This is a genomic window from Anaerolinea thermophila UNI-1 (assembly GCF_000199675.1).
GTDB classification, from domain to species: Bacteria; Chloroflexota; Anaerolineae; order Anaerolineales; family Anaerolineaceae; genus Anaerolinea; species Anaerolinea thermophila.
The window spans coordinates 2883809-2897806 of sequence record NC_014960.1; the positions used below are offsets into that span (position 1 = coordinate 2883809).

General features: G+C 50.8%; 12 protein-coding genes. 3 read left to right on the forward strand and 9 right to left on the reverse strand.

Annotated features, from left to right (window positions below; translation table 11 throughout):
* The 8 genes from ANT_RS13035 to ANT_RS17605 form a co-directional block, all read right to left on the reverse strand.
* Positions 1-1206: a glycosyltransferase family 4 protein gene (locus ANT_RS13035; RefSeq protein ID WP_013560995.1), complete on the reverse strand. Its 1206-nt coding sequence runs from the start codon at positions 1204-1206 to the stop codon at positions 1-3.
* Positions 1203-2381 carry a glycosyltransferase family 4 protein gene (locus ANT_RS13040; protein WP_013560996.1) on the reverse strand — a complete coding sequence of 393 codons (1179 nt, stop codon included), beginning with the start codon at positions 2379-2381 and terminating at the stop codon, positions 1203-1205. Before ANT_RS13040 ends, ANT_RS13035 begins: the two co-directional genes overlap by 4 nt.
* A 38-nt stretch (positions 2382-2419) precedes the next feature.
* Positions 2420-3196, reverse strand: coding sequence for a hypothetical protein (locus tag ANT_RS13045; protein ID WP_013560998.1), 777 nt, complete (start codon positions 3194-3196; stop codon positions 2420-2422).
* Positions 3183-4241, reverse strand: a complete 1059-nt coding sequence (locus ANT_RS13050; protein WP_013560999.1) for a glycosyltransferase family 47 protein — start codon at positions 4239-4241, stop codon at positions 3183-3185. The genes ANT_RS13045 and ANT_RS13050 overlap by 14 nt, the downstream gene beginning before the upstream one ends.
* Positions 4238-6094 (reverse strand): asparagine synthase (glutamine-hydrolyzing), encoded by a 1857-nt coding sequence (asnB, locus tag ANT_RS13055; protein ID WP_013561000.1) that lies wholly within the window; start codon positions 6092-6094, stop codon positions 4238-4240. Before asnB ends, ANT_RS13050 begins: the two co-directional genes overlap by 4 nt.
* The gene (locus ANT_RS13060; RefSeq protein WP_013561001.1) at positions 6082-7335 is read right to left on the reverse strand and encodes an ABC transporter ATP-binding protein; all 1254 of its coding nucleotides are present in this window, start codon (positions 7333-7335) and stop codon (positions 6082-6084) included. The genes asnB and ANT_RS13060 overlap by 13 nt, the downstream gene beginning before the upstream one ends.
* 81 nt (positions 7336-7416) lie before the next feature.
* Positions 7417-8289: an ABC transporter permease gene (locus ANT_RS13065; RefSeq protein ID WP_013561002.1), complete on the reverse strand. Its 873-nt coding sequence runs from the start codon at positions 8287-8289 to the stop codon at positions 7417-7419.
* Positions 8290-8305: 16 nt separating this feature from the next.
* Positions 8306-8476: a hypothetical protein gene (locus ANT_RS17605; RefSeq protein WP_172634628.1), complete on the reverse strand. Its 171-nt coding sequence runs from the start codon at positions 8474-8476 to the stop codon at positions 8306-8308.
* A gap of 306 nt (positions 8477-8782) precedes the next feature.
* Between ANT_RS17605 and xseA the strand changes: the two genes are divergently transcribed.
* Genes xseA through ANT_RS13080 form a run of 3 tightly spaced genes read left to right on the forward strand, consistent with a single transcriptional unit; the run spans position 8783 to position 10699 of the window.
* Positions 8783-10024, forward strand: a complete 1242-nt coding sequence (gene xseA, locus ANT_RS13070) for an exodeoxyribonuclease VII large subunit (RefSeq protein WP_013561003.1) — start codon at positions 8783-8785, stop codon at positions 10022-10024.
* On the forward strand, positions 10021-10245 hold the full coding sequence (locus ANT_RS13075) for an exodeoxyribonuclease VII small subunit (RefSeq protein WP_013561004.1): 225 nt from the start codon (positions 10021-10023) through the stop codon (positions 10243-10245). Before xseA ends, ANT_RS13075 begins: the two co-directional genes overlap by 4 nt.
* Before the next feature lie 4 nt (positions 10246-10249).
* Positions 10250-10699, forward strand: a complete 450-nt coding sequence (locus ANT_RS13080; RefSeq protein ID WP_013561005.1) for a divergent PAP2 family protein — start codon at positions 10250-10252, stop codon at positions 10697-10699.
* Here the strand turns inward: ANT_RS13080 and ANT_RS16625 are convergent.
* Positions 10696-13947 (reverse strand): S8 family serine peptidase, encoded by a 3252-nt coding sequence (locus ANT_RS16625; protein ID WP_172634629.1) that lies wholly within the window; start codon positions 13945-13947, stop codon positions 10696-10698. The two genes, ANT_RS13080 and ANT_RS16625, sit on opposite strands and share 4 nt — an antisense overlap.
* Between the last annotated feature and the right edge of the window lie 51 nt (positions 13948-13998).

The window sequence follows — 13998 nt, forward strand, 5'->3', positions numbered from 1 at the left end:
TTATCCGGTGAAAAGGGAAGAGTACATCCTGTCGAAGGCTTCTTTCTGCTGTTCAAGAGAAAAGCATTCCAGAACCCGCTGTCGTCCAGCCCTGCCTATTTCAATTCGAGCCTGTGGATTCTGCAAGAGAAAGATTAATTTTTCCGCCAGCAACTGCGGATTACGTCTTGGAACCACAAAACCGGTTACTCCATCCTGAACATTCTCGGGAAGTCCCACAGCATCACTGCAAACCACAGGAACTTCCATCGCCTGGGCTTCAAGGACTGCATTGCCAAAACCTTCTTCCACAGCAGGGTGTAAAAAAACATCCGCTTTTTCCAGTTCTCTGCGAATTACATCCTGAGACTGCTTTCCGAGGAAAGTCACACAATCCTGTAACCCCAACTGATGAACAGCAAATTCCAACGCTGGGCGAAATTCTCCATCGCCAATAATGCAATACCTTACCGGAATCTGCTGTTGTTTGAGAATGGCAATGGCTGAGAGAGCATATTCATACCCTTTCACCCAATGGAGCCTGCCCACACTTAAGATATTAAAGAACTCAGCGTTTTTCCGTGTCCCATTGGGCTTGAAATCTGCGGGATTTACGGCAGGGGGAATGCGCCAGAACACACTATTTTCCGGGCAACCTCGCTGTAAGGCTTTCTGTCTTAACGCTTCACTCAATACATGAATGGCGTCCACTCGAGAGCAATCCACCCGATAGGCATCCGGTGCATCTAAATTCCAGAAATCGAGATCATGCCCGCGAAAACTGACCACCAACCTGCAATTCAGCACCGATTTCAAAAAAGATTTTCCGACCACCTGATACCCAAACTCAAAGTGAAGGATATCGGGATTAAGCCAGAGCACAGGAAAATCCAGATAAAACTGCTTGACTTTTTCCCAAATCGATTTTGCCGGGGAGAAGCGGAAATACCGAACCATTAACCCCGGGGAAAAACACAAAGAGAACAATAAAATGAACGGGAACAAGAAAAAGGCTAATACCGCAGGATGTACCGGGAGCAATGTGTGAATCCTCCCATGAAATTTTGGATACACCTCCTGATAATGAGAAATGGCTGAGCGGTTAATGCGCCCGCAAAGTAAATGAACATTCCAGCCTTTCTCCAGTAACCCCGAAAAATGATTGACAATAAACGTTTCTGAAGGTTGGGGAAAGACAGGCACCACCAAAAGGACTTTGCCTTTCATGAAACTGAACTCACCCTTTCAAACAAGGTTCGAAACGCTGGAATTTGATCGGACAGGTTGAACGATTGCACCACCCGCCGGCGCGCCGCTTCTCCCATTGTGAGACGCATTTCTTTGTCCAGAATTAAACGCTCCACTGCCCCGGCAAGCGCTTCCGGATCTCTGACAGGAACAATCCAGCCTTCCACACCGTCGGTGACGGCTTCAGAAACACCCCCACAATTGGATGTGACCACCGGCAAACCACATGCCATTGCCTCCAGAACTGCATTGGGCAGGCCTTCAGAAAGGCTGGAGAACAAAAAGATATGCGACTTTTGCAGAACTCGGCGCACCTCTTCTGGAGAGCATTTTCCATGAAGGGTCACGGTTGAGCACAAATCCAGGTCGTCCACAGTATAAAGCAGGCGCTGTCTTTCCGGACCTTCTCCGAGGATATGATAGTGAACCGAATATCCTCTCTGTTTTAGAAAAGCAATTGCCTGCAAGGCGTATTCATATCCTTTTCTCCAGATCAGCGCACCGGTGGTGGTAATGTGAATTGTGGAGTCTTTATGCAGAACCTGTGGCGGAGAGAAGAAAGAAACATCCACCGCCGGGTGAATCACCACCGCCTTGTTTGGATTCAACCCCAGGGGCTCGGCTGTCTTGAGAATATCCCGACTGACACAATGGACAACGCTCGCCGCAGAAAATATCTCCCGTAAGATTCCCTGCGTCCCCTCTCCACGGTGAGTAAAAGGATCCACATTAACCATACTTCCCCGGCAACTGACCACGAACGGAATGCCATGCTCCCTGAGATAGGGAAGATAGTCTTTGGCGGATAAAATCCAGGGGAAATACCATAAATCAAACGGTTTATCCAGCACAGGAAAAACTCGATACCATTCCCGAAGCGAGTTTGCACGGAGCGCCTTTAAAAAATCTTTTATCCTGCCCTTCTTCAAAGAAAGCAAAAGAATTCGGGTTATATTGAAGGCTTTTCTCCCTAATGGGACGTTCCAGGAAGGTTTCCATACGGTACGAATTTTCTCATGTACATTTAGAAGAGATCCTTTTTTTATCTGCTCTGTAGCGAGAAATACTTCCACTCCTTGCTCAGCCAGGCCAAGGATCAGTCTTTGAAGAAATGTCTCTGGTGGATTGGAAATTTCCGGGATTAGAATTTTCATTGGATGCGCTCAAAAACGTCCTGATTGAAATCATCTTGTCAGGAAGGGAAATTTGTAATTTTGATACTTCTTATCTTGCTTAAGAATTTTTTCTTTACTCTATATAATCGAGACACAATTGTATCTTTCACCTTAACCATAATCGATTTTCTAGGAAGCGCCTCGAACCGAACGTGAATTTTTTCGTTGTCTGCATATTGATATGCTTTTTCTGACCAGTAACCATTTACTACTGCTGTAAAAACATAATCAATACCATATTGCCGTTTAGAAACGCACAGGAAACGTTTTTTCAAGTATTGACTGCGTTTTGACCCCTTCACTTCAAATTCCCATGCAGTTTCGTGAGTATCCAGCAACGAGAGCAATGTCTCTTTACGCCATAATGCCATTTGTAATGAGGTGCGATAAGGGGAGGTTGGAGCAATAATTCCCAAACGGTGATCGTCCGGGAAAGGCAAATCTGGCGGTGGGGCGGGATACAAACGAATATAATCTGCTTTACCAGAGCGAATTATATCCAGATAATCTTCGATCAAAATCTGTTCAACAGGTTTTTGAATCCAATAATCTTCTTGACTATACAGAATATAGGGGAAATCTATTTGTGACAGTGCTTTTATCAAATTGCCCGCCCAACCTCGATCAGAACCGACGCTAAGCGTTATTCCTCCAGGCGCTTGTAAAAAGTTCGTAATAAAATAAACTTGCGGGTGACTTGGCCAGTACTTTTCCAACCCATGCCAGTACGGCTCCCAACAGGCTTCATACTTATCAAATGAACTTACAAGGATACAACAATCAGATAATCTCATAAACTTTTTCCTGAAAATCCTTATAGAACCCGTTAGGTGTAAAATGCTCTTCCCACAACTGTCTGCACATCCTCTGCAAATGGATAAAATCCTGATTTGACAAGCGAGAGTGGAAATCTGCTACAATCTCAGCCGCGCGTGGAAGATCCTCAACATTGATCCACGGGAAAATTTGTTGATAGGGTATCTTGTCGGGAAAAGGCAATAAACAATCAGTATCAACGAAAATTGGAATTTTTCCAAGCGATAGGGTTTCATAAAAACGTATTGAGAAATTTCCTCCACCGCGAATACAAACTGTATAATCCGAATTGAGGATATTTTGTATAAAATCTAACCTCTGGGGGCTAAAATCTGATTTATCTCGGTTGTTACCTGCATGATATTGTCTACGTAATCGGAAGTTCGTCTTTACCAAACCGGAACCTTCAAACTGATGGAGTACACGGCGACGAAAACTTACCGTTTCAAAAGGTGGCGGTTGCCATTTACGTAATCCTAACCGATATAACAATTTTTGATATAAATTACGCGTTTTCCGAAAGATATTGAAAAGAAAAGAGCTATCAGATTGGCCACAGAATCCTAAAACCGGAACTTCAGGCTTTGTCCGAAATTGCAGTTGTCCACCACAGTAAATGGTCAACAAATCCCTTAAGAAAAAAGGGATACCGGAATGGTAAGCCAGTCCTTGCACCGAGCGGTATCCCCCCATTTCAAACAAGATTACATTTGGTTGGATTAAATTTGCCGGAGCATCTCCACCACAAAAAACCACTATCTTCTTTTTGTGCTGTTGTGCCAACCGGATTTCTTCCTCTGCCTGAGAGATCAACCCATGATCGAGATAATAGTTCCATGTATTTGTTAACAGGACTACATCCGCATCGCTAACATTAGGCACGGACTCAAAACCACGCCACCAGTTACCATATACCTGATCTCGTTCCTCGGGTGAACGGTCATTCCACAATGCTTTGTGGATGTTGTTTAGAAAATATCGGTTCTTCCCATGATAGTGAGAGTAATCAGCATATACTTTCATTGTTTGGAGGCAACTTTCTCCTGCCACAGGGCTGCACTCAAGAGAATCCAGATTCCCCATGAAAAATCGAATTTTCCTGTTAAGTGCATGTTAAGGTACGCGCTTAAACTTTCCTTGTCACACTCCAAACCCAACAATCCTGGTAGCCTTAGCAACTTTTCTTCTAAAAGATCGCGTAATGGTCCCCGCAACCATTTAGCCATGGGGACGGTAAAACCCTTTTTGGGTATTATTTGCATGGTCACGTACTTTGAAAGGGCTTGCCGTAACGGAATTTTACCAATTCTGTTTCTTAGATCTAAACACGATCTCCAATCAACTTGGCAAGCCGTTTCAATCACCTCTTTATCCAGCAAAGGTACCCTTACCTCTAACGAGTTGTACATACTTGCCCGATCCACTTTTAAGAGCACCATGGTTAGGTGCCCTGAAAATTCATTCCAGCGTAACCATTGTGCAGTTTCATCGAAATGAAAGCCTTGATAGGTAAAAAGATCAGAGTTTTTTGGCCATTCTGGTAAATCTGGAAAAATTCTACAAGCCCAACCTTCACTCAGGTGCGTATGTTTACCTTTGTACCATTCGCCAATACTGTTAAAATATTGGACACTCCATAATCGAGAATTTTTTGAGAAATGCTTGAATATATGCCAATAAAGGCTGCGAATCCATTTCGGATATCTAAACAAATGTGCACTGTTTATGACTGGAATAAACCGATCAGGATACCCCCAGAAAAGTTCATCACCTCCATCTCCTGAGAGAATAACCTTCACCTCCCGACTGGCAAATTTCGACACTAATAAAGTGGGAAAAATTGAGTAGTCAGCAAAAGGTTCGCTACATGACAATATAATTTCATCTATTAGTTTCAGTGCATCATCTGGTGTAACCGAATACACAAAATGTTCTACCCCCAACTCCTTAGCATACTGAGAAGCGTTATTGGACTCATCAGCTGAATCACTGGGAACCCCAATAGTAAACGCTTTGAATGAATGGTTAGATATCGCCTTCATTTTCGCAGTGACTAATGGTGAATCGATCCCCCCTGAGAGAAATGATCCTACAGGAACATCACTAATCATTTGGCGGCGAACTGCAGAATCAATAGCGGCTTCTACTGCTTCATATGCTTTTGAACCAAACAAACTAGGCCGATTGTATAAAGGAAATTCAAAGTATTTTCCACACCGTTCCTTTCCATCCGCTTGTACTTCTAACCAACTTCCGGGTTCTAACATGAATACATTTTGATGAATGGCATAAGGCGCTGGGATATACCCCATACGAAAATACTGCGCTAATCCCTCTTGAGAAAATGCCAAGTCTCTCCCCCAAGGATGTGCCAAAATCTGGTCATATTGAGAAGCAAATACCACACCACAAGAATTTTTCAAAACATAAAGAGGTTTGATGCCAGCATGATCACGTGCCAAAAGTAAGCGTTTATCTACATTATCGTAGAAACCCAAAGCAAACATTCCGTTAAAACGTTCCAGTGCTTCTATCCCCCATTCAGCCAATGCATACAAAACCACCTCAGTATCGCCAGAGGACCTGAATTTAATTCCCAAGTGCTCCAATTGTGCACGAATTTCTTGAAAGTTATATACTTCACCATTAATCACAATGACATAACGCCCATCTTGGCTCAGCATTGGCTGATGTCCCATTGGGGAAAGATCCAGAATAGAAAGCCGTCGAAAACCAAGAGTGCAGTACATCCCATCGGACCAAATACCTTCATCATCTGGACCACGGTGGGACATCATTGCAGTTAATTTTTTAAAATCTAAATCAAAATAATGTCCGCGAGTTTGAATTCTAAATTCGCCAACTATTCCGCACATAATTTATGAGTGACTTCCCAATTACCAGGAGACGCGATAATTCCTATATAATCTACGTCAGATTGCCTCAGAGAGTCAACGTTAAACGAAAGAGACAACTTCCCAGGATTTAATCGAGTTTCACGATGCACCGCAACTATCAAATTAATGTGATATGTACCTTTTTGCAGTATCTTGGGTGGCATTACAAAAACCGATTCATATTCTCCGTATCTGTATTCGTTTAATGGAAAGACATCCAAATCATAGGCTCTAAATAGAGTAATTCCCGTATCCGAAATCAAATCAAATCCTAACAAAATATTTTTTGTTGGAAAGGCGACATGATAATTTATACAAAACTTAAAAGAGGAATTTAGGTCGATCGAATTTGTTCTTACATCATCTTGTATAAGATATATTTCCTTGATAGTGATGCTACCTACAGTTAATCTATTCTCTGATGAATTTTGTAATGACATAGAACTCAAATATTTTCTAATCATATCTGATGAGACAGATTTGTCCACTAATCTCCCTTGATACAATAATATTGACTTCAGGGTCAACTGTTGCACTGCCGCCATATTATGGCTGACAAACAGCACCGTCCGACCTTCCTGAGATGCCACATCGCCCATTTTACCCAGGCATTTTTTCTGGAAGGCGGCATCGCCCACGGCAAGCACCTCGTCCACCAGCAGGATTTCGGCGTCCAGGTGCGCGGCAACGGCAAAGGCGAGGCGCACGTACATGCCGCTGGAGTAGCGCTTGACGGGGGTATCAATGAACGGCTCGATTTCGGCAAAAGCCACGATTTCATCGAACTTGCGGTCAATCTCTTTGCGGCTCATGCCCAGAATGGCGCCATTGAGGTAGATGTTCTCCCGCCCGGTCAGTTCGGGGTGGAAGCCGGTGCCCACTTCCAGCAAACTGGCAATGCGCCCCTTGACCCTGACCACCCCTTCGGTGGGCGCGGTGATGCGCGAGAGAATCTTGAGCAGGGTGCTCTTGCCCGCGCCGTTGCGCCCGATCACCCCCAGCACCTCGCCCTGCTCCACGGTGAAGGAGACGTCCTTCAGCGCCCAGATGATTTCGCCGTCGCGGTTGCCGTGGTCTTCCTGTCCAATCTTGAGCAGGGGATTGGGCTTGCCGCGCACCTTTGCCCACCAGACTTTCAAATCATTGGCAAACGTGCCGGTGCCAATCTGCCCGAGGCGGTAGGCTTTGGAAAGATGCTCAACGGAGATGACAGAAGGCATATGCAAGAAACCTTATCAATGTTAGATATAAAACCAACTTTTTAACCGCGAAGGCGCAAAGAACGCAAAGATAGGATATTTTTACACCGTATCCATGAACGTCTGCTCGACGCGGTTGAAAATGACCGCTCCGAGGAATACCAGCACCACCATGAACACGAAGCTGTAGAGCAGTTGCCCGGCGTTCACCGTGCCTGCGCCCAGAAAAGCAAAGCGGAAAGCTTCGACAATGGGCGTCATCGGGTTGGCTTGCAGGAGCGGCTGGAAGCGCGCCGGAATGGACGAAACCGGGTAAATCACCGGCGTGGCGTACATCAGCAGTTGCACTCCAAACTGCACCAGAAAGCGCAAATCGCGGTACTTGGTGGTCAGCGAGGAAATGATGATGCCAAACCCCAACCCCAGCCCTGCCATCATCAACAACAGCAGGGGCGAGAGCGCCACCCAGGCGAGATTCATGCGAATAGGCGTGCCGCGCAGGGCAAAGAAGCCCACAAAGCCCAAAAACAGCACAAACTGCATCAGGAAGGTGATGAGATTGGAAATGAGGATGGACACCGGCACCGCCATCCGCGGGAAGTACACCTTGCCGAACAGATGCGCATTCTGCACAAAGGTATTCGAGGTCTTGTTCAGGCACTCGGCAAAGTAGGACCAGATGACCGTGCCGGACATGTAAAAGAGGAACTCCGGCAGTCCATCGGTGGGCAAACTGGCAATCCTGCCGAAGATCACGGTAAAGGTGATGGTGGTCAGCAGAGGCTGGATGAGATACCACAAGGGACCCAGGATGGTCTGCTTGTAAGCCGCCACAAAATCCCGGCGCACAAACAGCAGGATGAGGTCGCGGTAGCGCCACAATTCGCCCAGGCGCAAATCCAGCAGGTTGCGCTGAGGCTGAATGATGAGATCCCAGTCTTCGGTTTGGGGTTGGAGAGAAGTGGTTTTGTTCATATCCAAAAAAATCGGCTTACAGGCGCGCTCCGCCCTTTCGACAGGAAACGCGCTCCAGCCGAAGGAAGTCCTTTCTGTGATGCGCCGGACTGCCTTCCAGCCTTGCCGGGCGAAGGACAATCCGCGCGTTGAGGTACGAATAAAAGGTCACACCCTTCAGGATAGAACTACCGATAACCCTGCCCATCCGCCGCCCCTGTTTACGGCAGAGGGAAAATCCAGAAAAGCCTCTCCGTTCAGAGGCTTAACCTGCATTCCAGGATATCCAACCAGTGAAATGGGAACGCCATACCCTCAGCCCTGCGAATCAAGTGGATGATGTGCAATGTCAATCATTGGCGAAACCTGCCCCCAAGAAACCCCCTTGGATGTTGTAATGGGCTCATGAAAACGCCTAATTTCATTCTAGTACAAGCCCAATCAAAGGGCAAGTTACAAAAGGATTAAAATTTTCCCGCGCAAAGATGAACGGGCAGGGTAAAATTAAACCCACATGGACATGCCTTCCCTCTTTCCCACCCCCGCGCTGAGCGTCAGCGAACTGACCCGCCTCATCCGCTCTCTGCTGGAAAGCGAACCCGCGCTGAGCGAGATCTGGGTGGCGGGCGAAATCTCCAACTTCACCCGCGCCGCCTCCGGGCATGTGTACTTCACCCTCAAAGACAGCGGCGCGGCGCTCAAATGCGTCATCTGGCGCAATGCTGCGCGCACTCTGCGCGTTCCCCTGCAGGACGGCATTGCCATCGAAGCCTTTGGCTCGATTGGCGTGTACGAGCAGGGCGGGAACTATCAGTTCTACGTCACCGCAGTCAGACCGGCGGGTGAAGGCTACCTGTACCAGCAATTCCTGCGCCTCAAAGCCCAACTGGAAGCCGAAGGGCTGTTTGCCGAAGAACGCAAGCGCCCCATCCCAACCTTCCCGCGGCGCATCGGCGTGGTCACCTCGCCCACCGGTGCGGCGCTCCAAGACATCCTCAACACCCTGCGGCGGCGCTATCCGCTGGTGGAAGTCATCCTGGCGCCCTCGGCGGTGCAGGGCGAAGAAGCCCCCCTGGAACTGGTGCAAGCCCTGAACGCCCTCAACCGCATCCCCGACCTGGATGTAATTCTGCTGGCGCGCGGCGGCGGTTCAATCGAAGATTTGTGGGCGTTCAACGATGAAGGCGTGGTGCGCACCGTCGCCGCCTCACGCGTGCCGGTTATCACCGGCGTGGGACACGAAACCGACTTCACCCTGGTGGATTTTGCCGCCGACTTGCGTGCCCCCACCCCCACCGGGGCCGCCACCCTTGCCACCCCCGACCGCGCCGAACTGCTGATTCAAGTGGAGCGCACCCTGCAACGCCTGAACCGACTCATCTCTCAGCGGGTGAATCTGGAAAGCGCCCGCCTGAATCAACTGGAGAGCCGGCTTCAGCGCGCCTCACCCGTGCGGCGCATTGAGGATAACCGTCAGCGGCTGGATAACGCCATTCTGCGCCTGCAAAACACCGCCGCGCGACTCATCGCTCAGCGGCAGGCGCACCTGCAAGCCCTGAATGCGCATCTCAGCGCGCTCAATCCGCTGGCGGTGCTGGAACGTGGCTTTGCGCTGATCGAACATCCCGAGGGGGGCATCCTCACCCGCGCGGCGCAGGCACAAGCCGGAGAAACCGTGCGCATCCGCTTGGCAGACGGCGCACTGACAGCAAAAGTGGAACATGTCTTGCTCAAGCCTGAAAAGGGAGTGGAATGATGGATTCTTTAAGTGAAATTGCGAACCTGTCGTATGAAGATGCCGTGCGCGAACTGGAAGCCATCCTCGAAAAACTGGAAACCGCTCAACCCTCACTGGAAGAGACACTGAGACTGTACGAACGCGGGCAGGCGCTGGCAAAACACTGCGCCGCCCTGCTGGAACAGGCAGAACTGCGCATTCAAACGCTCAACGGGAACGATTTGTCCGAATCGGGATAAGGAAATGTTTCAGGACTTGCTCTCCAATCACGTCTTATGGATCAGTCTGATTGCCTGGGGGCTGGCGCAGTTTCTCAAGCCGTTTCTGGAGTATCTGGAAACGCGCCGCTGGGTGTGGGGATTGTGGTTCTCCAGCGGCGGCATGCCCAGTTCCCACTCTGCACTCATCGTCAGCGCCATGGTTGCTATCGGCTTGTTCGAGGGCTTCAACACTCCGCTGTTCGCTCTGGCGGTTGCCATGGCGATGATTGTGGTTTATGACGCCGCAGGCGTGCGCCGCGAAGCCGGCAAACACGCCGAGCGCATCAACCTGCTCATCGAAGAGTTTCTCGCCGGGCATCCCATCAGCGAGCAGGAATTAAAAGAGGTCATCGGTCACACCCCGGGCGAGGTGATTGCCGGAGTGGTTCTGGGTATCCTCTGCGCCCTCATCGGCTTTGGTATCTGGGGCTAGGGCAGGGTGTAATTTTTAAAAATGGGAAACAGGATCAGCCGGTAAGGCATATACTGTGGGCACACTGCCGGGGTCAGGCGCAGTTCAAAGCGCGTCACCCTGCCGGTATCCGCAATTGCCGAGTCCACCACCCACAAACGCCATGTTCCTCTGGCAGATATCCCATCCAGGGTACTCAACGGCTCTTCGGGCTTGAAGGAACCGCTGAACGGCGGGCTTCCTTGTGAAATGGGCAAAGAGGCTTCATCATCAAATACAGTGCTGGTGAAATTATCCCCGTACTCACCCCGACGGTTTGCCAGTAAAACTTGCCTGCCGTCGGGGACAAACAGGCGGAGCGTCAAATCTCCGGTATAGGAATGTTGAATGTTGACCAGCACATCCACATCGTAGATGCGGAAGTCCTCGGGAACTTCCAGCGGCACTTCCACCCCCGACGGATTGTTATCGGGAATATCTATCACGGCGGAGTTGAGATAAGTGCTCAGCGTGCCAGGCTGAGCCGCGGCAGGCAAACGAATTGTCCCGTGGAGCGCTTCGACCTGCCCCATGAACACCTGCAAAACCAGTTGCGGAACGAGAAAGCAATCGTTTTGCAGTCCCACCTGAACACGGAAAGCCGTCAGGTTCTCGCGCGTCTCTCCCGCCGGGATGGAAGGATAATCAGACTGAGACTGCAGGACGTCCACCACCCCCGCCGCGCCCTGAAGCGCCGCCTTTACTCCATCTGCCGATACCGCGCCGATATTGCGCAGAGAGACCCAAACCTCTCCCGTCTCGCCGGGCTGAAGAATCCCATCCGCATTGCCCATCACTTCCTGCACCCGCAGTGAGTTCATCACCAGCAGTGCCTGCGGCGCAGTCACCTCGGCGTTGCTAATCACCAGCGCAAAATCCTGATCGGTAGCATCGGCATTGCCCGGCACGCCGTCCCCCGCCAGGTTGTGCGCCAGCACCCGCACCAGGAATACCCCATTCCCCGCCCGCTCCAGCACCACCCGCTCCACATTGTTCAGGTCATCCGCCGTACCACCCGGCACCGAGAATTCCCCCTGAAAGCGATTGCCCACATACTGCGCGCCCTGAGCAACCACCTGTAAGTCCAGGTCATTGACCAGCGCCTTGCCTGCCGCCGGGTTGCCCGGTGCATCCGTCCACACCAGTGTCACCGCCAGCGGCAGATCCGGGTTGAGCGGGCGCAGGTAAAATTCCACCTGCTGACCGGTTTCCGTCAACAGGATATCCTGATCGCGGAGCACCCATCCGGGCATGTTGACAATATTTTCCAGGGCAGGCATGCCCCATCCCTGCCCCGGCGAAGGCAAATCTGTTCCAGCATCCTGCCCGGTCAGGTAGCGGGAAGAGTGGATGATCAACCCCTTCAGCATTGCCGGACTGGGCGATTGTCCCGGCGCCAGCACGCGCCCGTAATACTCATAGAGCAACTGGGCGATGCCTGCCACCGCCGGCGTTGAATGGCTGGTACCTGAGGACCAGGTGTACAGAGACTGCCCGGCAGGGTAATACGCCGGACCGCACACCGAACTGCCATTGTAAGCCGGGTCGCGCGAAGCCGGACCCTGCACATGCGTCCCCGGCGCCACCACGTCGGGCTTGGCGCGACCATCCTCGGTTGGACCGCGGGACGAGAAAGAAGCCAGATCATCCGCACTGTCGCCATTGCTTTCCCAACAGCCATCGAACACCCCTGAATCACGCGGGTTTTCGGTGGCGCCCACCGCCAGCACATTCTTTGCCGTGGCAGGCTCATTGATGGTGGTATCATAAGGCCCACTGTTCCCTGCGGCAAACACATGCATCATTTGCTGATTGCCCGGCGTAGAAGGCAGAACATCCCGGGTCAGCGCATCGTAGATTTGCGAATCGACGGTGTATTTTCCTTCTCCAGATCCACCCCAGGAATTGCTGGTCAGCCGCGCCCCCGCCTGATAGGCCGGCTGGAGAACCCCCGCATACGATGAAGAACATTTTGTCCAGGAAAACGAACCGGTATTGGTGAAGAGTTTGGTCGCCGCCACCCGCCCAAATGGTGAGATGCCCAGCCCCAGTTGATACCCGCCGGCTTCGTAACTTTCTGTCTGAGCATCGTATCCCACGACAATCCCCGCGTTGAGCGTGCCATGCCCGCCTACATTGTTTCCCGAAGGATCACTCGTGCAGTTGCGAATATAGACCACCCGATCGGGATTGGCGGTTGAACCCCATTGATAAAAGTTCGGGTGCAGAGAAGTATTAGGATCCCCGGCATCCAGCCCATCGTCCATCACATCCACCAGCGGATACGCCGCCGGGTCGGTGGGGAAACCATGAGCGATCAACCAATCCATGTATCCAGGGGATTCGGCAACTGTTTTTCCCGAAAAAACAGCGATATTACCCGCCAGCACCTGTCCCTGAATCTCATCCAGCAGTTCAAATTGAGGCAACGGCTCTACATTGACCACGGCGGGAAGCACAGCAATGTCCTTCAGGCGCTCAACAGGCATACGCAGGCGCAGGTTGACCAGATTCAACAGCGGCTCGCGCTCGCCGTAACGGGCAGATGCCCATCCTTCCAACTGCGCCAGCATAGCGTCCAGATTGTCCGCCCCAGCAAACACCTGCACGGTCACATCCACATCCCCCTGCGGAGCCGGTTTGGCATCCGGGCGCAGTGCCGGCGCCAGACGATAATACGGGTGATAAGCCCCCTGCCAGTACAACGCCTTTGCTACAGCAGTCGGCAATGTCGAAAGCCGTTGAGCAGGCGCGCGCCCGTACACCAGCAGGGCATGGTCGGGAACATACGCCACGGAAGTCAACCCTGACTGTTTCAGCGCCTCCAGCCATTCATCCTTCAACGGCGCGGCAAACTGCACCAGCCATAACTGCGCCCCCTCATCCCCACTCAGAGATTGCCGCCATCCTTGCGGCAGACTGGGTTCTACACTCTGAGAAGAGGTATCAAGAGTCACTCCGCGCAAATACACCCTGGGAGAGAGCATTTGAGCCGATGCAGGGAGTTTTGTCTGTCCAATCGGCAACCGCCAGACCGAAAATGTCCCGTAATCGGCAATTTTCTGAGCGTTTTGTCCTTCAAGCCAATGGGGATGTACTCCAAAAGAAATTTCCACCAGAGTCGGCAGTTCCTCAGGCTCTCCCTGTGCCCCAGCGCTCCCCACGAGATTTGTCCACCCCCAAAAGAGGACGCATAACAATATCAGTGCCAACCTGAGAAACCTTTTCATTCTGTAAACTCTTTCCATGGAACCGAGCAGTGGATAAAAATAATTATACCT